Source organism: Sphingomonas jeddahensis, assembly GCF_001981525.1.
Lineage (GTDB): Bacteria > Pseudomonadota > Alphaproteobacteria > Sphingomonadales > Sphingomonadaceae > Sphingomonas > Sphingomonas jeddahensis.
On record NZ_MPSB01000001.1, the window covers coordinates 68,332 to 91,370 of the forward strand.

A 23,039-nucleotide genomic window follows, 5' to 3' on the forward strand; every position below is an offset into this window, starting at 1 on the left:
GAGGGGTTGGGGGTGGGAAGGCGGCAGGCGATGCGGAGGCGGACAAGCCCACCCCCAGCCCCTCCCGCAAGCGGGAGGGGGGATCAGACCAGCGCCTTGGCCTCGTCGTCCATCGTGCCCGACACTTCGTTCGCCTGAAGGATCATGTCGGTATGCGCCGCACCCGACGGGATCATCGGGAAACAGTTGGCGAGCTTCGCCACCATGCAATCCACCATCACCGGGCCGTCATGCGCGAGCATGTCGGCGATCCCCTGCTCCAACTGGTCGGGATGCTCGATGCGGATGCCCTTCCATCCGTATGCCTCGGCCAGCTTCACGAAATCGGGCAGCGAATCCGAATAGCTTTCGGCATAGCGGCTCTCATAAGTGAGCTCCTGCCACTGGCGGACCATGCCCATATATTCGTTGTTGAGGATGAAGACCTTCACCGGGAGGCGATATTGCGTCGCCGTCGCCAGTTCCTGGATGTTCATCTGGATCGAGGCTTCGCCGGCGATGTCGATCACCAGCGCGTTGGGATTGCCCATCTGCGCACCAATCGCGGCGGGGAGGCCATAGCCCATCGTGCCGAGCCCACCGGAGGTCAGCCACTTGTTCGGCTTCTCGAACCCGAAATGCTGCGCGGCCCACATCTGGTGCTGACCGACCTCGGTGGTGATGATCGGATCGCGGGCATGCGTCGCCTCCCACAGCGCGCGCACCGCGCGTTGCGGCATGATGACCTGATCGTCCTTCGGGAAGTTCAGGCACTGGACCGCGCGCCATCCCTCGATCCGCCGCCACCACTCGCGCGTATCGGGCTTGGGATGCTGGCGCGCCTTCCAGATGCGCAGCATGTCCTCCATCGCATGGCCAGCATCGGCGACGATGCCCAAGTCGATGCGCACCGTCTTGTTGATGCTCGACCGATCGATGTCGATGTGTACCTTACGGCTGTTCGGCGAAAAGGCGTCGAGCCGGCCCGTAACGCGATCGTCGAAGCGCGCGCCGATCGCGACGATCAGGTCCGCCTGGTTCATCGCCATATTGGCTTCATAGGTGCCGTGCATGCCCAGCATCCCCAGCCATTGCGGCGAGGTGGCGGGCAGGGCGCCAAGCCCCATCAGCGTCGAGGTGACCGGCGCGCCGGTGACGCGCGCCAGCTCGATCAGCAGCTGCGACGCCGCAGGGCCCGCGTTGATCACGCCGCCGCCGGTGTAGAAGATCGGGCGTTCGGCCGCGGCGAGCATGTCGACCAGTTGCTCGATCTCGCTGCGATCCGCCTTAAGCGCCGGACGATAGGTCTTGTGCTGGATCGGGCCGGGCTTCTGATATTTGGCGGTTGCGACCTGCACGTCCTTGGGGATGTCGACCACGACCGGGCCGGGGCGACCCGAGGTGGCGATATGGAACGCCTCGTGGATCACGCTGCCGAGGATCGCCGGGTCCTTCACCAGATAATTATGCTTGGTGCAGTGACGCGTGATGCCGATCGTGTCGGCCTCCTGAAACGCGTCCGAGCCGATCAGCGCGGTCGGCACCTGTCCGGTGATTACCACCATCGGGATCGAATCGAGCAGCGCATCGGTGATGCCGGTGACGGCGTTGGTCGCACCGGGGCCGGAGGTGACGAGCACCACGCCCGGCTTGCCGGTGGAGCGGGCATAACCTTCCGCCGCATGCGTTGCTGCCTGCTCGTGGCGTACAAGGATGTGGCGAATGCGCTTGGACCGGAAGAGGGCGTCGTAGATCGGTAAAACGGCACCGCCCGGATAGCCGAAGATGACGTCCACGCCGAGATCGCACAGCGCCTCGACCAGGATGTCTGCTCCGCTCTTCTCAATCACTTTCATTCCCCTTTCATGATAGACACGGTCGCGTGCCACTCGGGTGGCGGCGCGCTACGGCAATGAAAATTACGCGTCAAGACGGAAGATTGAAATAATATTCCAACTCAGCCGCAGGTAGCTGGTCCACGCGCCGCCAGTGCGGCGGCGGCTGATGCCGGAACCACGTATATTGGCGCTTGGCGTACCGCCGGGTCGCAAGTGCCGCGCGGGTCAGCGCCGTCTCGCGATCGATATCACCTGCCAGCATGGCCGCGATCTCCGGCACGCCAATCGCGCGACGCACCGGCGCCGCTTCATCCACGTCGTTGCGGGTAAGCAGAGCCTCCACTTCCATGATCGCGCCGCTGGCGAACATTTGGTTCAGGCGCTGATCGATGCGTTCGTTCAGGTCTGCGCGATCGGGCAAGACGATCAACGGTGCGAGATCGACCTGATCGCCGATCCCCCCAACCCGCTCCGCCTGCCATGCCGCAAGGGGCCGGCCCGTTGATCGCACCACCTCAAGCGCGCGCGCGACGCGCGTGGTGTCGGCCGGGGCCAGCCGCTGCGCAGCGCCCGGATCGGCCACCGTCAGTTCGGCATAGGCCTTCGCCACCGGCAAGGCGCGTACGGCCTCCCGGATCGACGGATCGATCGGCGGCACCGGTGCGATGCCCTCCAGCAAGGTGCGCATATAGAGCCCAGTCCCGCCGGTGAGGATTGGCAGTCGCCCTTCCGCGATGATTGCCATGATCTGCTCGCGAGCCTCGGCCGCCCATTGCGCGGCCGACCAATGCGTGGCGCCATCGATATGGCCGTACAGCCGGTGCTCGGCCCGCGCCTCGTCCGCCGATGTCGGCCGCGCGCTGATCACCCGCAAGTCGCGATACACTTGGCTGGCATCGGCGTTGACGATGACGCCGCCGGTCCGCTCGGCCAGCGCAAGCGCGAGCGATGACTTGCCGCTCGCGGTTGGCCCTGCAATGAGCGCCAGCTTCGAAAGGGGATCACGCTTGTTCACCGCGACGCTGATAGCAGCCGGGCGCCTGTCGCCCCAGACCCTCTCTGACGCGCAGGAGCGGCTTGCGGCTGCCGGCTGCGCTCCGGTCGCCGCCGGCTGGCTCGACGAAGGGGATGCGGCGGACATTCCGTTCGGCCTGTCTCCCGATGCTGCCCGCCAAGCGCTGGAAGGCGCCCTTGATCGCGTCGATGTGGTCGTCCAGCCGCTGGCCGGGCGCGAGAAGCGCCTGCTGGTCGCGGACATGGATTCCACCATGATCACCGTCGAATGCATCGACGAACTCGCGGACTATGCCGGCATCAAGCCGCAGATCGCCGAGATTACCGAGGCGGCGATGCGCGGCGAACTCGATTTTGCCGCCGCGCTCGACGCGCGGGTCGCGTTGCTGAAAGATCTTGGCGCTGACGCGATCGATCGCTGCCGCGCGGAACGGGTGAAGCTGATGCCGGGTGCTGTGACGCTGGTGCGCACCATGCGCGCGCGCGGCGCCACCAGCATTCTCGTTTCCGGCGGCTTCACCGCTTTCGCCGATGCAGTGGGCGAAGAAATCGGCTTCAATCGGGTAATTGCAAACAGGCTGGAGGTTAAGGACGGCAAGCTCGCCGGTACTGTAATCAAACCGATCGTCGATTCCGCCACCAAGGAGCGCACCTTGCGCGAAGCGCGCGTCGAACTCGGGCTGGCGGAGGAGGCCACGCTGGCGGTGGGGGATGGCGCCAACGATCTGGCGATGATCAACATCGCAGGACTTGGCGTGGCTTATCACGCCAAGCCGATCGTCGCCGCGGCGGCTGGCGCACGGATCGACCATAATGATCTTACCGCGCTACTCTGGGCGCAAGGCTTGCCGCGCCGGGAGTGGGTGGCAGGCTGACCTGTCCCGGGCGCACATGCCTGTCCTACTCACCGTGGTTTGTGGCATGTGGGTGGGCATGATTGCGTCCCCCACAACTCATCCGCTCGCGAATGTTGAGACAGGTGTGCCAGAGCCTCAACTTCCTCAACATTCGCGCGCTAAGTGACTGATCCGATGTCGCCACCGATCAATATTCTCCATCTCCATTCCACCTTCGATCTTGGTGGCAAGGAGGCGCGCGCCGTACGGCTGATGAACGCGTTCGGCGATCGTGCTCGCCACACGATCGTGTCGGGGATGGAGGGGCGCTACGGCGCGCGCGAGCGGATCGCCAAGGGCATCAAGTATGAGATCGCGCAGAATCCTCCACCGCTGCAAGGGCGCCCCTCCGTGGCGCGCTACGAAGCGATCGCCCGCTACATGCGCCGCTTCGACTTGGTCCTGACGTATAATTGGGGTGCGATCGACGGTGTCATGGCACGGCGCGTGTTCGGCCGTGGCACGCCGCCGGTCGTTCATCACGAAGACGGCTTCAACGAGGACGAGGCGGGCGGACTGAAGCGAGAGCGCAACCTCTACCGCCGCCTTGCCCTGAGTGCCGCACATGGCCTGGCGGTTCCCTCGACGACGCTGGAACGCATCGCGCTGGAAACATGGAAGCAGCCGCGCGCCAAGGTCCATCGCATCGTCAACGGAATTGCCACCGATCTTTATACCAAACGCCCCGATCCCAAGGCGATCCCCGGCTTCGTCCGCAAACCGAGGGAGACGGTGATCGGCACCGTCGCCGGTCTGCGCGCGGTCAAGGATCTACCCGCGCTGGTTCGCGCCGTGGGCGGGCTGTCCACCCGCTTTCGCCTCGTCATCATTGGCGAGGGGCCGGAACGCGCCGCGATCGAGCAGGCCGCGCTGGCGATGGGAATCGAGGATCAGCTCATCATGCCAGGGTTCCTGGATCGGCCCTATCGCTTTCTGGGGCTTTTCGATCTGCTGGCGCTGTCGTCCCGCTCGGAGCAATTCCCGATTTCGGTGGTTGAAGCGATGGCTGCCGGCCTGCCGATCGTCGCTCCACCAGTCGGTGACGTGCCGGCGATGGTGGCGCCGGAGAATGCGCCGTTCATCACCGACTATCCCGGTGAAGTGCGGCTGCGCGATGCAATGCAGGCGCTGATCGCCGACCCCGAACTGCGGCGCAGCGTGGGGGAGGCGAACCGCCGCAAGGCACAAACGGAGTATGATGAGGACCGGATGATCGCTCGCTACGCGGCGCTTTATGAAGGGGCAATGGAGCGGCCGGGGTCATTGTTCTGAAACCAAAAGGCTCGCGCGACGAAACCTTTCTCGCTAGGGCGCCTTATCCGTTTGCAAGAGGTGATTGAAGCTCGTGGCCACTGCCGTTTTCAAGGGGCTGAAGCCCATTATCTACAACGGCCGCGAAGTGTGGCCGCTGGTGGAGGGCGGCAAAGGTGTTGCAGCGACCAACCATGCCTCCGCGGGTGCATGGGCCGCGGCCGGCGGCATCGGCACGGTCAGCGCGGTCAATGCCGACAGCTACGATCCCGAGGGCAAGATCGTGCCGCAGGTGTATCACGCCGCCACTCGGCGCGAGCGGCATGAGGAACTGATCGCCTACGCCATCGAAGGTGCTGTTCAGCAGGTGCAGCGCGCCTGGGAGATCGCTGGCGGCAAGGGCGCGATCAACATCAACGTCCTGTGGGAGATGGGCGGCGCGCAGCGTGTGCTGCAAGGCGTGCTGGAGCGCACCCGTGGGCTGGTGGCTGGCGTCACCTGCGGCGCAGGCATGCCGTACAAGCTGAGCGAAATCGCCGCTTCGTACAACGTCAACTATCTGCCGATCGTCTCCTCGGGGCGTGCCTTCCGGGCGCTTTGGAAGCGCGCCTATTCAAAGGTTTCCGAACTGCTGGGCGCGGTGGTTTATGAAGATCCATGGCTCGCAGGTGGGCACAACGGTTTGTCGAATGCCGAGGATCCGCTGAAGCCGGAGGATCCCTATCCCCGCGTCAAGGCACTGCGAGAGACGATGCGCGAGGGCGGCATCCCGGATTCGACGCCGATCATCATGGCCGGCGGTGTGTGGTACTTGCGCGACTGGAACAACTGGATCGACAATCCCGAACTGGGTGCGATCGCCTTCCAGTACGGCACGCGCCCGCTGCTGACGCAGGAAAGCCCGATTCCGCAGGAGTGGAAGGAGCGGCTGATGACGATTGAGGAGGGCGACGTCCTCCTGCATCGTTTCTCGCCCACTGGTTTTTACTCGTCCGCGGTGCGCAATCCGTTTCTCCGCAGCCTGGAGGCCAGGTCCGAGCGGCAGATTGCGTTCTCCACCCAGGAAGCGGGCGACCACGTCTTCCAGCTCGATGTGGGTGTGAAGGGCAAGAACTTCTGGGTCACCAAGGGCGATCTGATGCGCGCCCGCGAGTGGTTCGGCCACGGCTTCACCGATGCACTGAAGACGCCGGACAACACGTTGGTGTTCGTCAATCCGCAGGAAAAGGCAGAAATCCGCAAGGATCAGGCGGATTGCATGGGCTGCCTGAGCCAATGTCTGTTCTCGAGCTGGGCCGATACGGAGACCAACTCCACCGGTCGCTTGGCCGATCCGCGCAGTTTCTGCATTCAAAAGACGCTGCAGGACATCGCCCATGGCGGCGACACCGAGGCGAATCTGATGTTCGCCGGGCATGCCGCGTATAACTTCAAGCGTGATCCGTTCTATTCCAACGGATTCGTACCCACCGTGAAGCAGCTAGTGGATCGCATTCTGACCGGGGATTGAGACGCCCTTATCGGCAATGAGACTAGCGGCCATTGTTGCGGCCTCCGCCGCCCTGATCGAGCGGTGATGGTTGCAGCAGCGGTCGTTCAATCGTCATTGCGACCAGGTCGCCGCCGCGGGCAACTGAAATGCGCGCATGGCCCAGCGAACCGAGGTAGCGACGGCGGTTGCACCAAGCATCAGCAGAAGAATCGTCTTCTTCATGATCGTTTCTCCATTTTCTGGGACGATCAAGAAATGTCGCAGCAGAGGTCGGCTCTGATCGGCATCTTGAATTAGCGCGCGGGTTCAGGCCCAGCCTTCAAGTACCTGGTCGGGCGGGCGGTGACCATCCGCCCACATCCGGATGTTGGCGATCACTTTTTCACCCGTCGCCAGTCGCCCTTCAAACGTAGCCGAGCCCATGTGCGGCGTCATGACGACATTAGGGAGCGCCAGCAGTCGCGGATCGATCGCGGGCTCGTGGGTCCAGACGTCGAGACCAGCGCCAGCGAGGCGGCCCGCTTCCAGCGCATCGATCATTGCTTCCTCATCGACAATCCCGCCGCGGCTGGCGTTGATGAGGTGGACGTGCGGGCGCAGCAGGGCAATGCGATCTGCGCCGATCAGGTTGGCGCTATCTGCATTCAGCGGCGTGTGCATTGTCAGGATGTCAATGGCGCCGAGCATCTCATCGAGGTTCGGGTGCCATTGCGCCTGTAGCTCCGCCTCAACCACCTTCGGCAGGCGGTGGCGATTGTGATAGTGGATCGACAGGCCGAAGGCGCGCGCCCGGCGGGCGACCGCCTGGCCGATGCGGCCCATGCCGACGATGCCTAATGCTTTGCCGCCGATACGGTGGCCGAGCATCCCGCCGGGGCTCCAGCCCTTCCACTCGCCGGAGCGGACCAGCTTCTCGCCTTCCGCCAGCCGGCGCGGAACCGAGACGATCAGCGCCATCGTCATGTCGGCGGTGTCTTCGGTGAGGACGCCCGGCGTGTTGGTGACGATGATGCCGCGCGCACGCGCCGCCCTGAGGTCGATATGGTTCACGCCCGCGCCGAAATTGGCGATCAGCTTCAGCCGCTCGCCAGCAGCGGCGATCAGATCGGCATCGATCGTATCCACGACGGAGGGGACCAGCACGTCGCAATCAGCCATGGCGGCGGCGAGCTGATCGCGCGACATGGCGAGATCGCCGCGGTTGTTGACCGTATCGAACAGAGCCTCCAGCCGATCCATCGTGGCGTTCGGCAGCTCACGGGTGACGACCACCCGAGGGTTGGGGCAGCGGCGGGTATCGACCATGACGCCAGGATTGGCGAAGCGACGCGCAGGCGTCAACGATCGGTTGATGGCAGGGCGTCGGCGCGGCTACAGGGGCGGCTTGGTCGAAGGGGTCAGATGATGCGGCGTTGGACGGTATCGATTGCTATCGCCGCATGTGTCGGGCTGGTCGCAGGTGCGCAGGCACAGAGCAACAAGGACAAGCCCAAGCCACCCTATTTCGCCTCGATCGGTGCGGGCAAGGCGCGGATGCGGTCGGGGCCGGGGCGCAGCTATCCGGCGACCTGGCTGTACGTGCGCGCCGATCTGCCGGTGCGCGTGGTCGATGTGTTCAAAGACTGGCGCAAGGTGGAAGATCCCGGCGGCACGCAGGGCTGGATGCTCGGCACGTTGATCAGCCGGACGCGAACCGCGGTGGTGCAGGGGGCGATCACCGAATTGCGCGAGCGGCCGGCATTCGGCGCGCGCGTCCTGTGGCGGGCGGAGCCGGGCGTAGTGGGGCGATTGAGCCAGTGCGCGCGCGGCTGGTGCCGTTTCGACGTGCGGGGGCAGGCGGGCTTTGTCGAGATCAGCCGCTTGTGGGGCGTCGCGTCGGAGGAGACTCTGCCGTGATCGAAGGCTTCGATATCGGCGCGTTCGTTTCCGCGACATTAGCGGAGGATTTAGGACCGGGGAGGGATGTCACGTCCGAAGCCGTCATCCCCGCGAACGCGCGGTTCGATGCGGTCATGGATACGCGGGACGCCATTACGGTGGCGGGGCTGGAGATCGCAGCGGCGTTCTTCCGCCGGCTCGATCCAAATGCGGCGGTGGTGCGCCTTGTTGCCGATGGCGAGCGGGTGCCTGCGGGAACCGAGATCATGCGTGTCGCAGGCGGAGCGCGGGCGCTGCTGACCGCGGAGCGATCGGCGCTCAACACGGTGCAGCATCTGTCGGGAATCGCGACACTCACCGCGCGTTACGTCGACCAGATCGCCGGAACGGGCGCGGTGTTGCTTGACACCCGCAAGACGATCCCCGGCCTCCGCCTGCTGGAGAAATATGCCACGCGGATGGGTGGGGCGCAGAACCACCGCATGGGGCTGTGGGATGCGGCGATGATCAAGGACAATCACGTCGCAGTTGCCGGCGACGTGGGCGAGGCGGTACGCCGCGCGCGTGCGGCCGGGGTGGCGGAGATCATCGTCGAGGTGGACCGGGTGGAGCAGATCGAGCCGGCACTAGCGGCCGGCGCCACGCGGCTGCTGCTCGACAATATGCCACCAGCCGTGCTGCGCGGCGCGGTGACATTGGTCGGCGGGCGCGTGAAGACCGAGGCATCGGGCGGCGTGACGCTGGAGACGATCCGCGCCATTGCTGAAACCGGTGTCGATTACATCAGCGTCGGCCGGCTGACGCAGTCAGCACCGGCGGCCGATATCGGCCTCGATTTCGCGCTCACTTGAGGACGCTGCTTTCCATGACACGCCCGTTGTCGATCCAACGCTATGAGCGGCTGTATCTTCTTGCCCTGGCGCTCGGTGTCGGGAGCACGATGCTGGACTGGCCGCAGCGGGCGGCGAGCTTCGCGCGTGACCCGATCCTAGCCGAAATGGGGTGGATGCTGCCGGCCTCGTTGGTGGTGAATGTCCTGCTGCGACTCACCCTTTGGTTCTACACCGCGCGTCGGGCCAATCGGGCGGCCAAGTGGTTCGTCGTGCTGCTCGCGGGGATTGCGCTGGTCCTGCTTCTGTTCAGCCTCACCGCGCTGATCGCCGGCGCAACGCCGTCGCTCGCGGCTTCGCTGACCGGCATCATCTCGGGCGCGCTGTATATCGCGGCGACGGCCTATCTGTTTCGCGGCGACGCGCGGGCGTGGTTCGGCGAAGAGGTTCATGGGGAAGGGGAGTTGGAGCTATGATCCGGGGTTTGGCGGTGGCGCTGGCCTTCGTGCCGGGGCTCGCGGCGGCGCAGGCGTATCAATGTTCGGTGCCGGATACGGCCGCGCTGACGGTGCGACCCGATCTGCCGAGCGAGCGGGAGCCCAAGCGGCTGCTGCCGATCGGGCATTACACGCTGGCGATCAGCTGGTCGCCGCAATATTGTCGTAAGCCGGACGCCATAACGCGGTCGCGCTTCCAGTGCGGCAGTAGTAATCGCTTCGGCTTCGTGCTGCATGGCCTGTGGCCCGACGGCGTTGGCAAGGAGTGGCCGCAATATTGCAAGGCGACGCCGCTGATCTCGCCGGCGACGGTGCGCGCCAACATCTGCTCGACGCCCTCGGCGCAGCTGTTGCAGCATGAGTGGGCGAAGCATGGAACGTGCATGGCCGGCGAGACGCCGGAGAGCTACTTCGCCAAGTCCACGTCTTTGTACCGCAAGCTGCGCTACCCCGATATGGTGTCGTTGTCCCGCCAGCCGCTGAGCGCGGGGAAGCTCGCGGCGGCGATCGCGCGGGTCAATCCGGGGATGCGGGCGGACAATATGCGGATCACCACCGATCGGCAGGGCTGGCTGGACGAGGTGTGGATCTGTCTGGACAAGCGTTTCCGTTATGCGCGCTGTCCAGCGCATCAGGGTGGGGTCAAGGCGAACGCCCGGGTGCGGATCTGGCGCGGGCGGCGGTAAGATAAGGGGCAAGCGCCTCCCCTCTAGGGGAGGAGCTTTTTCCCCTCAGCGCTTGCGCGTCAGCTCGCGCATCGCGTCGTCGAGACCTTCCAGCGTCAACGGGTACATGCGGTCGTTCATCAGCTCGCGGATGACCTTCACCGATTGCGAATAGCCCCATTGCGCCTGCGCGACCGGGTTCAGCCATACCGCTGCCGGGTAGGTGGTCGTAAGCCGGTGCATCCACACTGCGCCCGATTCCTCGTTGAAATGCTCGACCGATCCACCCGGATGGGTGATCTCGTACGGGCTCATCGAGGCGTCGCCGACGAACACGAGCTTATAATCGTGCGGGAACTTGTGCAGCACGTCCCACATCGGCGTGCGCTCCGCGAAGCGGCGCTTGTTGTCCTTCCACACGCCTTCGTAGGGGCAATTGTGAAAGTAGAAGAATTCGAGATTCTTGAACTCGGTCGTCGCAGCGGAGAACAGTTCCTCGCAGAGCTTGACGAACGGGTCCATCGAGCCCCCGACGTCGAGGAACAGCAGCAATTTCACCGCATTGCGCCGCTCTGGCCGCATGTGAACGTCGAGCCAGCCCTGCCGCGCGGTGCCGTCGATCGTCGCGTCGATGTCGAGCTCGTCAGCGGCGCCTTCGCGGGCGAACTTGCGCAGGCGGCGTAGCGCGATCTTGATGTTGCGGGTGCCAAGCTCGCGGGTGTTGTCGAGGTTCTTGAACTCGCGTTGGTCCCAGACCTTGAGCGCGCGCTTGTTCTTCGATTCGCCGCCAATGCGCACGCCTTCGGGATTGTAGCCCGAATTGCCGAACGGGCTGGTGCCGCCGGTACCGATCCACTTGTTGCCGCCCTGGTGGCGCTTCTGCTGTTCCTCGAGCCGCTTCTTCAGCGTCTCCATGATTTCGTCCCAAGAGCCGAGCGACTTGATCGCTTCCATCTCCTCGGGGGTCAGGAACTTCTCGGTGATGGCTTTCAGCCAATCTTCCGGGATCTCGGCGCCCTGCTGGGCAAAGCTCGTCTCCAAGCCCTTGAAAACCTTGGCGAAGACTTGGTCGAATTTATCGAGCAGCCCCTCGTCCTTCACGTACACCGAGCGGGAGAGATAGTAGAAATCCTCCGGCGTGCGATCGATCACCTCCTTGTCGAGCGCTTCGAGCAGCAGGAGGTGCTCCTTGAGGCTCGCGGGGATGCCCGCCACGCGCAGCTCATCTAGGAAGTTGAGGAACATCGGCCATCCGCTCCGGTATCTGTTTGCGGTCTTGATGCCAGAGTATCACGCCGGGTGAAAGCGGGGGCGCTGACGGATGCATCAGGCGCCGCTAGAGAGCGCGCCATGCTCACTGCCGCCGCCACGCTACCGCCCCCGCCGCCGCTCGTTGCCGCGGGTCACTGCCTCCTGCTCGACTTCGATGGCACGCTTGTCGATCTGGTCGATCGGCCCGACGCAGTGGTCGTGGATGCGGATCTCGTTGCGCTTATGCAACATCTGGTGGGAACCTTTGCCGGGCGGTGCGCCTTAGTGAGTGGACGGTCGGTGGCGCAGATCGAGGGCTTTCTCGGCGGCGCCGTACCAGGACTGGCGGTGGTCGGCAGCCATGGTGCCGAACTCCGGCTTCCCGGTGCGCAAATTGCGCCCGACCGGCCCGCGGCGCTGCATGAGGCGGAGCGGGTGTTCACCGCGGCGTTCGCCGGCGAGCAGGGGGTGTTGATTGAGGTGAAGTCTCTGGGGGTTGCAGTTCATTACCGCATGGCGCCCGAGCGCGCCGCGGAGGCGCATCGCCTCGCCGAGCAATTCGCCGGGGCTGACGGCATCGTGCTTCAGCAAGGCAAGATGATGGTCGAGCTGCGCGCTGGCGGCAATGACAAGGGTACCGGCATCGCCGCGCTGCTGCGCCATGCGCCGTTCGCGGGGCAGGTGCCGGTGTTCGCGGGTGACGACGTGACGGACGAGGCGGGGCTGAAGGTGGTCGCCGATCTTGGCGGCGTTGGCGTGCTGGTCGGGCCGCAGCGCGATACGGCGGCGGCATACCGTCTCGATGATGTCGCCGCGGTGCGCGGCTGGCTGGAGACGGCGGCATGACGGCGACGATGGACCTGTGGCCGATCGGCAATTGCCAGGTGTCGGCACTGGTCGACCGGGCTGGCCGGTTCGTTTGGGGCTGCACGCCGCGCGTCGACGGCGACCCGGCGTTCTGCTCGCTGCTCGATGACAAGCCGCCCGCGGGCGAGGATGCGTTCGGCTTTTGGGAGATCGATATCGATCGCCTGAAATCGACCACGCAATATTATCTGCGCAACACCCCCGTGCTTGTCACGCGGCACGAGGACGAGAATGGCAGCGCGATCGAAGTGATCGACTTCTGCCCGCGCTTCACCCGTAACGGGCGGCGCTATCGCCCGGTGGCATTCGCGCGGATCGTGCGGCCGGTGGCCGGAAGCCCGCGCGTGCGCGTGCGGTTGCGGCCGGCGGTAAACTGGGGCGCAGCGCAGGCGGAGACAACGCGTGGCTCGAACCATATCCGCTATCTGCTGGACGATAGCGTGCTGCGGCTGTCCACGACGGCGCCCGTCGGGTGGATCGAGGACGAACGGATGTTCCGGGTCGAGCGTCCGCTGCACTTCTTCCTGGGGCCGGACGAGAGTTTCTCCGACAGCATCGAAGCATCGCTCGATAACATGCTCGATCGGACGATCGATGAATGGCGGCATTGGGTGCGCGGGCTGGCGACGCCGCACGAATGGCAGGAGGCGGTGATCCGCTCCGCCATCACGCTGAAGCTGTGCCAGCATGAGGAGACCGGCGCGATCGTCGCGGCGCTGACCACCTCGATCCCGGAACATGCCGACTCGCAGCGCAACTGGGACTATCGGTATTGCTGGGTGCGTGACGCTTATTACACGGTGCAGGCGCTCAACCGATTGGGCGCGCTCGACGTGCTGGAAAGCTATCTCGAATACCTCCGCAACATCGTCGACAATGCCAAGGACGGACATATCCAGCCGCTGTACGGCGTTGGCGGTGAGGCGACTCTGGTCGAGTGGGATGCACCAGCGCTTAATGGCTATCGCGGCATGGGGCCGGTGCGCGTCGGCAATCTGGCCTATGAGCAGGTCCAGCACGACGCTTACGGCCAGATCGTGCTATCCAACGCACAGGCGTTCTTCGATCACCGCCTGCTGCGCGTCGCGGGCGTGGAGGATTTCGAGGCGCTGGAGCCGGTGGGCGAGCGCGCCTGGGAGAAGTTCGACAAGCCTGACGCGGGACTGTGGGAGCTGCGCACCAAGAGCCACGTCCACACCTATTCCGCCGCCATGTGCTGGGCGGCATGCGACCGGCTGGCCAATGCCGCGGAGGCGCTGGGGCTGTTCGAACGCTGCATCTTCTGGCGCGACCGGGCAGATACGATGCGCGCGCGGATCGAGGAAGCGGCGTGGCGGCCGGATACGGAGCGGATGTCGGCGACGTTCGGTGGCGACGATCTCGACGCCAGCCTGCTGCAATTGCTCGACCTGCGTTTTCTGGCGCCGGACGATCCCCGTTTCCGCGCGACGCTCGACGCGGTCGAGGGCGGGCTTCGGCGCGGATCGCACATGCTGCGCTATGCGACCGAGGATGATTTCGGTCTGCCGCATACGGCGTTCAACGTCTGCACCTTCTGGCTGATCGAGGCCTTGCACTTCACCGGGCGCGATGCGGATGCGCGCGAATTGTTCGAAGAGATGCTGTCGCGCTGCACGCCGGCGGGGCTGTTGTCTGAGGATATCGATCCCGTGAGCGGGGAATTGTGGGGCAATTATCCCCAGACCTATTCACTGGTGGGCGTCATCAACTGCGCCGTGCTGCTGAGCAAGCCATGGAGCGCCATACGATGAGCCGATTGATCGTCATCTCCAACCGGGTATCCGCCCCCACCGCCGAGCAGCCGAGCGCGCAGGGCGGCCTGGCGGTGGCGCTGACTGCTGCGCTGCGCGAGGCGGACGGAATCTGGTTCGGCTGGTCGGGTCAGACCGGTGAGACGGGCGATCTCAAGTTCGAGACCTATGACGGCGTCACCTCCGCGACGATCGACCTGCCTGAGCAGGATGTGGAGGAATATTATGACGGTTATGCCAATCGCACGCTGTGGCCGCTGTTCCATTACCGGCTGGGGCTGACCGAGTTCGAGCGCGATTTTCAAGGCGGCTACGAGCGCGTCAACCGGCTGTTTGCCGACGTGATCAGCCCGCATATCGAACCCAACGATCTCGTCTGGGTGCATGATTACCATATGATACCGCTGGGCTGGATGCTGCGGCAGCAAGGGATCAAGAGCCGGCTGGGCTTCTTCCTGCACATCCCGTGGCCGCCGGCACGTCTGCTGATCGCGCTGCCCGAACATCGCCGGTTGGTGGAGGCGCTGTTCGGTTATGACGTGGTCGGCTTCCAGACCCAGGAATGGCTGGAGACGTTCCACGACTATGTCGAGCGCGAGATGGGCGGCACGATCGGCGAGAACGGCGACGTGACGGTCGGCGGGCGCACGATCAAGGCCATCGCTTGCCCGATCGGGATCGACGCCAAGGAGTTTATCGCCAACGCCAACGGGCCGACGGCGCAGGCGACGCACGAGCGGATGATGGAAAGCGTCACGGGGCGCGACCTGATCGTCGGCGTCGATCGGCTGGATTACTCCAAAGGGATCGAGGAGCGCTTTAACGGCTACCAGCGCTATCTGGAGACGCGGCCGGAGATGCGGACCAACGTCTCGCTGCTCCAGATCGCGCCGCCCTCCCGCGCGACGGTGCAAAGCTATCAGGAAATCCGCGCGACGCTGGATGCCTTGTCGGGCCGGATCAATGGTGCATTCGCCGAGATCGACTGGGTGCCGCTGCGCTACGTCAATCGCGGGCTGCCGCGTGACGTGCTGGCGGGGGCCTATCGCGCGGCGCGCGTGGGCCTCGTGACGCCACTGCGCGACGGCATGAACCTGGTGGCGAAGGAGTTCGTCGCGGCCCAGGATCCCGAGGATCCGGGCGTGCTGATCCTGTCTCGCTTCGCCGGCGCGGCGGAGCAGTTGACCGAGGCGTTGCTGATCAATCCGTACAGCCCGGATGAGATGGCCGATGCGATCGAACAGGCGCTCGCCATGCCGCCGGACGAGCGGATCGCGCGCTGGCGCAAGATGTACGACAATGTCGTCAACGAGGATGTGATCTGGTGGCGCAAGCGCTTTACCGACGTCCTGACGGCGGTGGAGCCGGTCGCGGCATAATCGGGCCGGACGGGCAACAATCGTCCAAACGTCACCCCGGACTTGATCCGGGGTTCAGCTTTTCACCATCGGCCGCGAAGACATCGGGCCCCCGGATCAAGTCCGGGGTGACGACGGTTGGATGGGGAGACGAGGAATCATGGCTCGTGGTACAAAGCGGTCGCTTGCTCCCGGTTTCCGTCCCGACCAAAGACCGCGCATGACCTTCCGCATTCTTCCCCTCGGCCTGGCGCTGTCCGCGGTGCCTGCCGCTGCGCAGACGGCGCCCGATATCGTCGTTACCGGGCGCGGGCTCGATGATCGGCCCGGCGATCGCACCGCTGACGTCGTGACCATCGACGCAGACCGGATCAGCGCCAATGCGAGCGATCGGCTCGAAAGCGTGCTGGCGGATATCGCGGGGCTTCAGCAGTTCCGGCGATCCGACTCGCGCTCCGCCAATCCAACCAGCCAGGGCATTTCGCTGCGGGGGATCGGCGGCAATGCCTCCAGCCGCGCCTTGCTGGTACTGGACGGTGTGCCGCAGGCCGATCCATTCGGCGGCTGGGTGCCGTTCCCGGCCTATGCCACCGATCGGCTGGGACGCATCCGCGTGACGCGCGGCGGAGGCAGCGGCTATTTCGGTCCGGGGGCGCTGGCCGGGACGGTGGAGTTGGAGAGTGCCGATCCGCGTGACCAGCGATCGGTGCTGGGCAGCGTCGCCTACGGTAGTCGCGATTCGGTGGATGCGCAGGCGTCGGGCACGTTCGTGTCCGGGCCGGGGTTTGCGACTGTATCTGCGGCCTATGCGCGCGGCGATGGATTCGTGCCGATCGTGGCCGAATCTCGCGGGCCGGCGGATCGCCCGGCGCGCTACGAGCAGGCGTCGGGTGCGGTGCGTGGGGTGATCCGGGTGGCGCCAGGCACCGAGCTTCAGGCGAACCTCAGCGCCTTCACCGACTCGCGCGAGCGCGGCACGGCTTTCACGGCCAACCGCAGCGAGGGGGCGGATGCGAGCATTCGGCTGATTGGGCGGGGCGAGTGGGGCTTTTCGGCGTTGGCCTATCTGCAGACGCGCGCCTTCGCTTCGCAGTTCGCCAGCGTTTCCGCGGGACGCGCGAGTGCGAGCCAGACGCTCGACCAATACAACACGCCCGCGACCGGGCTGGGTGCGCGGTTCGAGGTCGTGCCGCCGGTCGGCGTCGGACGCGATCTGCGGATCGGCGTGGACGTGCGCGATGTGGAGGGGCGGACGCAGGAAAATTACACCTTTGTGGGCGGCGCACCGACGCGGCGACGGATAGCGGGGGGCAGCAGCCTTACCGCGGGGTTGTTCTTCGACGGCAGCGTGGAGGCGGGGGCCTGGACGCTGACGCTGGGCGGGCGCGTCGATCGCTGGCGGATCAGCGACGGGCGGCTGGACGAATATGCGCTGGCGACGGCTGCGCCGGTCACCGACGCCGATTTCGTGGATCGCAGCGGGACTGAATGGACCGGGCGGGCGGGCCTGGCCTTTGCGCCGGTCGACGCGGTGACGCTGCGGTTGAGTGGTTATCGCGGGTGGCGGCTGCCGACGCTGAATGAGTTGTATCGCCCGTTCCGCGTCGGCGCTGATGCGACCGCCGCCAATGCCGCGCTCGATCCCGAGCGGCTGACGGGCGTGGATGGGGGGGTGACGATCACCCCCGCCGCAAACGTCTCGATCGCCGCGACCGTGTTCTGGAACCGGCTGGAAGGGGCGATCGCCAACGTCACGCAGGCGCAAGGGCCGGGCAATTTCCCGGGGGTCGGCTTCGTCAACGGTGCTTATCGCGTGCGGCAGAATCTCGACGCGATCGAGTCGACGGGTGTTGAGGTGGATGCGCGCTGGCAGTCCGGCCCGGTGTTTGCCATCGCATCGTGGAGCCATGTCGATCCGCGGGTGGAGGCTTCGGGTGCGGCCGCGCCGCTCGACGGGCTGCGGCCGGCGCAGACCCCGCTCGATCAGGTGTCGGGAACGTTGGGGATCCGGCAGGGGCGATGGACAGCGTCGGCGACGCTGCGGCACGCTGCGCGGCAGTTCGAAGACGATCAGAACAGCCGCGCCCTGGCGCCGGCGACGACGCTCGATGGCTATCTCGCTGTGCCGCTGACGCCTGCGCTGGCGATCGAGGCGAGGGGCGAGAATCTGTTCGACGAGCGGGTCGAGGCAGGGATCAGCGGGGCGGACATCGTGGAGCAGGCGACGCCGCGCACCTTGTGGATCGGCCTGCGCGTGCGGGGGTGAGCCGCCGAGGCGCGATGCCGTCGTGGCCTACGCCGGCTGCTCCTCGCGCTGCAGCCCGTCGATGGCGGCGTTGATGCAGCCCATCAGCGACCGGATCGCCTCGCTGCTCGGCTGATCCTGTTCGGTGATGCGGCGCTGGAAGACACCCGCGGCGATCGTCTGTATCATCTCGGCAACGCACTCGAAACGCGCGGGAGAGACAGACGCCGGCACCAGCAGGCGAAGCGCCGACGACAATTCCTGACTCATCCGCTCGTTCACGTTGCGGACGATCTCTGCGATGCGATCATTGCGCGAGGCCTCCGCCATGATCTCGGCCACCAGCCGACCGCCGCTTTCCGGCTCCTTGCACGCGACAAAGTTGCCGATCCACGCACGTACCGCTTCGGGGTCTCCGGCCGCGCCGGCGGCGCACAACCCCTGTTCCGATAAGAAATCTTCCAAATCGCGTTCCACGATCGCCGCGACGATCGCTTCCTTGTTCGCGAAATCGCGATAGATCTGGCCCACGGCGATGCCGGACGCATGGGCGATCTGTGCGACGCCGGTCCCATGAAAGCCATTGGCCGCAAACGCCTCACGCGCGGCTTGGATCAATTTCTCGCGTCGTGCGTTGGCCCGACCGATGCGAGCACTCGGCGGGGCAGGGCAGCATCCAATAACGACAACTCTCCTCACGCTTGACCGTTCCGCCAGTTCGCAGTAGCAGCAAACGTGAGTGAACGATCACTCACGTATATCACAGAGAACAATATGTCATTCAAGAGGGTCGCGCTTACGGCGCTGCTGCTGGCCTCCGTGTCCGCGTGCGGGGGGCAGAACGATCAGGCGCAGCAGGCGCAACAGCAGGCAGGGCCGCCGCCGGTTGGCATCATCACGGTGCAGCCGCAGGCGGTGACGCTGACGACGACCCTCCCGGGCCGGACCTCCCCCTATGAGACGTCTGAAGTGCGTCCGCAGGTAAATGGCCTGATCGTCGAGCGTCTGTTCCGCGAGGGCGATCAGGTCCGCCGGGGCCAGCCGCTCTTCCGGGTTGACCAGCAACCATACATCGCTGCCGTGGCAAGCGCCCGTGCGGCGCTGGCGCGGGCACGCGCGGCGATCGCGTCGAGCGCGGCGCTCCAGCGGCGTTACGGCGAACTGGTGAAGATCAACGCCATCGCGCGCCAGGAGTATGAGAACGCGATCACCTCGGCGCAGCAGGCGCAGGCGGATGTCGCGGCCCAGCAGGCGGCACTGCGTAGCGCGCAGATCGATCTGGAGCGTACGACGGTGCGCGCGCCGATCTCGGGCCGGATCGGCCGTGCGCTGGCGACCACTGGCGCGCTGGTGACTTCCGGGCAGACGACCGCGTTGACCACCATTCAGCGGCTCGACCCGATCTATGTCGACGTGCCGCAATCGAGCGCGGACCTGTTGCGTCTGCGCCAGTCGATCGCGGCCGGCGACCTTTCGCGCGGCGGCGGTGCCGCGCGGGTGCGCCTGCGGTTGGAGGACGGCTCAGTCTATCCGGTCGAGGGCAGGTTGCAGTTCACCGACGTCAGCGTCGATCCCGCGACGGGCACGCAGACGATCCGCGCGATCTTCGACAATCCGCGCGGACTGCTGCTGCCGGGCATGTACGTGCGCGCCGAGCTGGTCGAGGGCACGCAAGGCGACGGCATCTTGGTGCCGCAGCGCGCGGTTCAGCGCAGCGAGCGCGGCGAGCCGACCGTGATGGTTGTTGGCCAGGGCAACAAGGTCGAGCAGCGGACGCTCAAGGCGGACCGTACGATTGGCGAGAACTGGCTCGTCACGAGCGGGCTCAAGGCCGGTGACCGCGTGATCGTGGAAGGCGGCGGCGGCATGCTGCGGCCGGGCATGCCCGTAGCACCCAAGCCGTGGAACCCCAATGCCAAGCCCGCAGGGCAGGGTGGTCAGCCCGGCACGCCCACGGGACAAGCGCCGCAGGGCAATCAGGCGCAGGCGAAGTAATCCCAGATGGCACGCTATTTCATCGATCGACCCATCTTCGCATGGGTGATCGCGATCGTCCTGATGCTGGCTGGCGCGATCGCCATCCGCTCGCTTCCCGTCGCCCAGTTTCCGGAGATCGCGCCACCGACGGTGTCGATCACCGCGACCTATCCCGGTGCCGACGCCAACACGCTTGAACGCACCACCACGCAGATCATCGAGCAGCAACTGCGCGGGATCGACAATCTGCGCTATTTCTCGTCGTCGTCCTCCTCTTCGGGCGTGCTCACCATCACGCTGACGTTTGAACAGGGCACCGATCCTGACATCGCGCAGGTGCAGGTGCAGAACAAGCTGCAGGCGGCGACTCCCTTGCTGCCGCAAGAAGTGCAGCAGCAGGGCATCCAGGTGCAGAAGTCGGCGGCGAGCTTCCTGGTCATCGTTGGCCTGTATTCGCAGGACGGCTCGCACTCGATCACCGACCTGTCGGACATGGTTGTGTCGCGGCTCCAGGATCCAGTCAGCCGCGTCAACGGCGTGGGTGAGCTCCAGATCTTCGGTTCACAATATGCTATGCGCATTTGGATCGATCCGCTCAAGCTGAACAATTACCAGCTGACGATCGAGGACGTCTCGGCCGCAGTGCGTGCACAGAACGCACAGGTTTCCGCCGGCCAGATCGGTGCGCAGCCGGCGCCCAAGGAGCAGATGCTCAACGCCACGGTCTCGGTTCAGTCGCGGTTGCAGACGCCTGAGGAATTCGGCGCGATCCGCATGAAGACCGCCGCCAATGGCGCGGTGGTGCGGCTGCGGGATGTGGCGCGGATCGAGCTTGGTGCGGAAAACTATGGCTTCGATACCAAGTTCAACGGCAAGCCCGCATCTGGCTTTGGCGTCCGCCTTGCCGCCGGCGCCAACGCGCTCGACACCGTCGATGCCGTCAAGGCCGAGGTCGAGTCGATCGCCAAGGGCTTCTCGGCCGACGTGAAGGTCGTTTATCCGTTCGACACCACGCCGTTCGTGCGCTTGTCGGTGGAGCAGGTGATCCACACGCTGGTCGAGGCGGTGGTGCTCGTCTTCCTGGTCATGTTCCTGTTCCTGCAGAACTGGCGTGCGACGATCATCCCGACAATCGCGGTCCCGGTGGTGCTGCTCGGCACCTTCGCGGTGATGCAGATCGCGGGTTATTCGATCAACACGCTGACGCTGTTCGGCATGGTACTCGCCATCGGCTTGCTAGTGGACGACGCCATCGTTGTGGTGGAGAACGTCGAGCGTCTGATCGTGGACGAGGGGCTGAGCCCCAAGGACGCCGCGCGCAAGTCGATGGACGAGATCTCGGGCGCGCTGATCGGCATCGGCATGGTGCTGTCCGCGGTGTTCCTGCCGATGGCGTTCTTCGGCGGATCGACGGGCGTGATCTATCGCCAGTTCTCGATCACGATCGTCTCGGCGATGGTGCTCTCGGTGCTGGTTGCGTTGATCCTGACGCCGGCGCTGTGCGCCACCATCCTGAAGCCGCACGATACAACCAAGCACGAAGGCAACGGCATCTTTGCGCGCTTCTTCCGCTGGTTCAACCGAACCTTCGAAAAGGGCACGACCAAGTACGAAGGCGGCGTCAAGCGCACTGCACGTAGCTGGAAACGGTCGATGCTGGTCTATCTGTTGATCGTCGGCGGCATGGCGTTCCTGTTCGCACGCCTGCCGAGCGCCTTCCTGCCGGACGAAGACCAGGGCACGGTGGTGGCGCTGGTCCAGGGGCCGGCGGGCGCAACCTCCGCGCGCACCGACAAGGGCCTGGATCTGATCCGCAGCCACTTCCTGAAAGAGCCCGGCGTCGAATCGGTGTTCACGATCAACGGCTTCAGCTTCGCGGGTCAGGGGCAGAATGCGGGCCTCGCCTTCATCAGCCTCAAGCCTTGGGAGGATCGCGAGGGCGTCGAGAACAAGGCGCAGACGATCGCCGCGCGATCGATGGGTGCCTTCTCTCAGTATACCGACGGCATGATCTTTGCGCTGGTGCCGCCGGCGGTGCAGGAGCTGGGCAATGCGACTGGCTTCGACCTCCAGCTGGTCGATACGGCAGGAATCGGACACGAGAAACTGACCCAGGCGCGCAACATGCTGCTCGGCATGGCCGCGCAGGATCAACGCGTCGCGCAGGTCCGCCCGCTCAGCCTCGAGGACGCGCCGCAGCTCAAGATCGACATCGATCAAGACAAGGCGCGGGCGCTCGGCCTCGATCTCGCCACGGTGAACTCGACGCTGGCGACCGCATGGGGTGGATCGTACATCAACGACTTTATCGATCGTGGCCGTGTGAAGCGCGTCTATGTCCAGGCGGACACCCCTTATCGCCTGAAGCCGGAAGACCTTGCCAGCTTCTACGTCCGTGGCGCGGAAGGGCAGATGGTGCCGTTCACCGCCTTCTCGACGATCGAATGGGCGAACGCGCCGGTCTCGCTAACCCGCTATAATGGCCAGCCTGCGATGCAGCTTCAGGGTTCGCCGGGGCAGGGGCTCAGCACCGGCACCGCGATGGAGGCGCTGGAGGAGATGCACGTGAAGCTGCCGCCGGGTACCGCGCTGGAGTGGACCGGCCTGTCCTATGAGGAACGGCTGTCGGGCGGTCAGGCGCCGGCACTCTACGCGCTGTCGCTGATGATCGTGTTCCTCTGCCTGGCCGCGCTGTACGAGAGCTGGTCGGTGCCGATCGCGGTGATGCTGGTGGTGCCGCTGGGCGTGATCGGTGCGCTGCTCGCGGCGATGCTGACGGGCCTTAGCAACGACATCTATCTGCAGGTCGGACTGATCACGACGATCGGCGTGTCGGCGAAGAACGCGATCCTAATCGTGGAATTTGCCGAGGAACGGATCGCCGAAGGGATGCGGCCGTTCGAGGCGGCAGTGGAAGCGGCACGGCTGCGTCTACGGCCGATCCTGATGACCAGCCTTGCCTTCATCTTCGGCGTCCTGCCGCTGGCGATCTCGACCGGTGCAGGTGCGGGCGGTCAGAATGCGATCGGTCGCGCGGTAGTCGGCGGCATGTTGTCTGCGACGGTGCTGGCGATCTTCTTCGTGCCGATGTTCTTCGTCGTCGTGTCGCGGCTGTTCGGTCACGGCAAGGGCGACGAGGGCGACCAGAATGTGAACAACTACGAACCGCTGCACGACGATAGCAACGGTGGTGACCGTGGCCGCGGCCCGGCGCCGCAGGGAGCATGAG

18 protein-coding genes are annotated in these 23,039 nt (G+C 65.5%); 13 read left to right on the forward strand and 5 right to left on the reverse strand.

Features of this window, described 5'->3' with window-relative positions:
- Positions 1 to 83 precede the first annotated feature (83 nt).
- Positions 84 to 1,835, reverse strand: coding sequence for an acetolactate synthase 3 large subunit (locus tag SPHI_RS00305; RefSeq protein ID WP_198927791.1), 1,752 nt, complete (start codon positions 1,833 to 1,835; stop codon positions 84 to 86).
- Between the two features lie 70 nt (positions 1,836 to 1,905).
- A complete protein-coding gene (gene miaA, locus SPHI_RS00310) occupies positions 1,906 to 2,832 on the reverse strand; it encodes a tRNA (adenosine(37)-N6)-dimethylallyltransferase MiaA (protein ID WP_233130560.1) in 927 nt (308 codons plus the stop codon).
- Between miaA and serB the strand changes: the two genes are divergently transcribed.
- The 3 genes from serB (at position 2,825) to SPHI_RS00325 (ending at position 6,488) form a co-directional block, all read left to right on the forward strand.
- Complete coding sequence (gene serB, locus SPHI_RS00315) at positions 2,825 to 3,706, forward strand: phosphoserine phosphatase SerB (protein ID WP_076742910.1); 882 nt, start codon at positions 2,825 to 2,827, stop codon at positions 3,704 to 3,706. The genes miaA and serB overlap by 8 nt on opposite strands.
- Before the next feature lie 156 nt (positions 3,707 to 3,862).
- Complete coding sequence (locus SPHI_RS00320) at positions 3,863 to 4,999, forward strand: glycosyltransferase family 4 protein (RefSeq protein WP_076742911.1); 1,137 nt, start codon at positions 3,863 to 3,865, stop codon at positions 4,997 to 4,999.
- 73 nt (positions 5,000 to 5,072) lie between these two features.
- Entirely contained in the window at positions 5,073 to 6,488 is a 1,416-nt protein-coding gene (locus tag SPHI_RS00325; protein ID WP_076743210.1) for an NAD(P)H-dependent flavin oxidoreductase, read from the forward strand.
- A gap of 288 nt (positions 6,489 to 6,776) precedes the next feature.
- Here SPHI_RS00325 and SPHI_RS00330 read toward each other — a convergent pair whose 3' ends face one another.
- Positions 6,777 to 7,775 (reverse strand): 2-hydroxyacid dehydrogenase, encoded by a 999-nt coding sequence (locus SPHI_RS00330; RefSeq protein ID WP_076742912.1) that lies wholly within the window; start codon positions 7,773 to 7,775, stop codon positions 6,777 to 6,779.
- A 99-nt stretch (positions 7,776 to 7,874) separates the two neighbouring features.
- Here SPHI_RS00330 and SPHI_RS00335 point away from each other — a divergent pair, with 99 nt between their 5' ends.
- Genes SPHI_RS00335 through SPHI_RS00350 form a run of 4 tightly spaced genes read left to right on the forward strand, consistent with a single transcriptional unit; the run spans position 7,875 to position 10,361 of the window.
- A complete protein-coding gene (locus tag SPHI_RS00335) occupies positions 7,875 to 8,366 on the forward strand; it encodes an SH3 domain-containing protein (protein WP_076743211.1) in 492 nt (163 codons plus the stop codon).
- Complete coding sequence (gene nadC / locus SPHI_RS00340; RefSeq protein WP_096348697.1) at positions 8,363 to 9,199, forward strand: carboxylating nicotinate-nucleotide diphosphorylase; 837 nt, start codon at positions 8,363 to 8,365, stop codon at positions 9,197 to 9,199. Before SPHI_RS00335 ends, nadC begins: the two co-directional genes overlap by 4 nt.
- A 14-nt stretch (positions 9,200 to 9,213) precedes the next feature.
- Positions 9,214 to 9,654 carry a hypothetical protein gene (locus tag SPHI_RS00345; RefSeq protein ID WP_144036132.1) on the forward strand — a complete coding sequence of 147 codons (441 nt, stop codon included), beginning with the start codon at positions 9,214 to 9,216 and terminating at the stop codon, positions 9,652 to 9,654.
- Positions 9,651 to 10,361, forward strand: coding sequence for a ribonuclease T2 family protein (locus SPHI_RS00350; protein WP_076742915.1), 711 nt, complete (start codon positions 9,651 to 9,653; stop codon positions 10,359 to 10,361). Before SPHI_RS00345 ends, SPHI_RS00350 begins: the two co-directional genes overlap by 4 nt.
- A gap of 45 nt (positions 10,362 to 10,406) precedes the next feature.
- On the opposite strand, the gene SPHI_RS00355 is transcribed toward SPHI_RS00350, so the two are convergent.
- A complete protein-coding gene (locus SPHI_RS00355) occupies positions 10,407 to 11,585 on the reverse strand; it encodes a vWA domain-containing protein (RefSeq protein WP_076742916.1) in 1,179 nt (392 codons plus the stop codon).
- 105 nt (positions 11,586 to 11,690) lie between these two features.
- Between SPHI_RS00355 and otsB the strand changes: the two genes are divergently transcribed.
- From otsB to SPHI_RS00375, 4 genes are all read left to right on the forward strand, one after another.
- Positions 11,691 to 12,437, forward strand: coding sequence for a trehalose-phosphatase (gene otsB / locus SPHI_RS00360; RefSeq protein ID WP_076742917.1), 747 nt, complete (start codon positions 11,691 to 11,693; stop codon positions 12,435 to 12,437).
- Entirely contained in the window at positions 12,434 to 14,230 is a 1,797-nt protein-coding gene (locus SPHI_RS00365; protein ID WP_076742918.1) for a glycoside hydrolase family 15 protein, read from the forward strand. Before otsB ends, SPHI_RS00365 begins: the two co-directional genes overlap by 4 nt.
- On the forward strand, positions 14,227 to 15,609 hold the full coding sequence (locus SPHI_RS00370; RefSeq protein WP_076742919.1) for an alpha,alpha-trehalose-phosphate synthase (UDP-forming): 1,383 nt from the start codon (positions 14,227 to 14,229) through the stop codon (positions 15,607 to 15,609). The genes SPHI_RS00365 and SPHI_RS00370 overlap by 4 nt, the downstream gene beginning before the upstream one ends.
- 199 nt (positions 15,610 to 15,808) lie before the next feature.
- Positions 15,809 to 17,854 carry a TonB-dependent receptor gene (locus SPHI_RS00375; RefSeq protein WP_076742920.1) on the forward strand — a complete coding sequence of 682 codons (2,046 nt, stop codon included), beginning with the start codon at positions 15,809 to 15,811 and terminating at the stop codon, positions 17,852 to 17,854.
- A 27-nt stretch (positions 17,855 to 17,881) separates the two neighbouring features.
- On the opposite strand, the gene SPHI_RS00380 is transcribed toward SPHI_RS00375, so the two are convergent.
- Positions 17,882 to 18,451 carry a TetR/AcrR family transcriptional regulator gene (locus tag SPHI_RS00380; protein ID WP_076742921.1) on the reverse strand — a complete coding sequence of 190 codons (570 nt, stop codon included), beginning with the start codon at positions 18,449 to 18,451 and terminating at the stop codon, positions 17,882 to 17,884.
- 156 nt (positions 18,452 to 18,607) lie between these two features.
- Between SPHI_RS00380 and SPHI_RS00385 the strand changes: the two genes are divergently transcribed.
- Both SPHI_RS00385 and SPHI_RS00390 read left to right on the forward strand, forming a co-directional pair.
- Positions 18,608 to 19,828, forward strand: coding sequence for an efflux RND transporter periplasmic adaptor subunit (locus SPHI_RS00385; RefSeq protein ID WP_076742922.1), 1,221 nt, complete (start codon positions 18,608 to 18,610; stop codon positions 19,826 to 19,828).
- 6 nt (positions 19,829 to 19,834) lie between these two features.
- The gene (locus SPHI_RS00390) at positions 19,835 to 23,038 is read left to right on the forward strand and encodes an efflux RND transporter permease subunit (protein WP_076742923.1); all 3,204 of its coding nucleotides are present in this window, start codon (positions 19,835 to 19,837) and stop codon (positions 23,036 to 23,038) included.
- Position 23,039 lies beyond the last annotated feature (1 nt).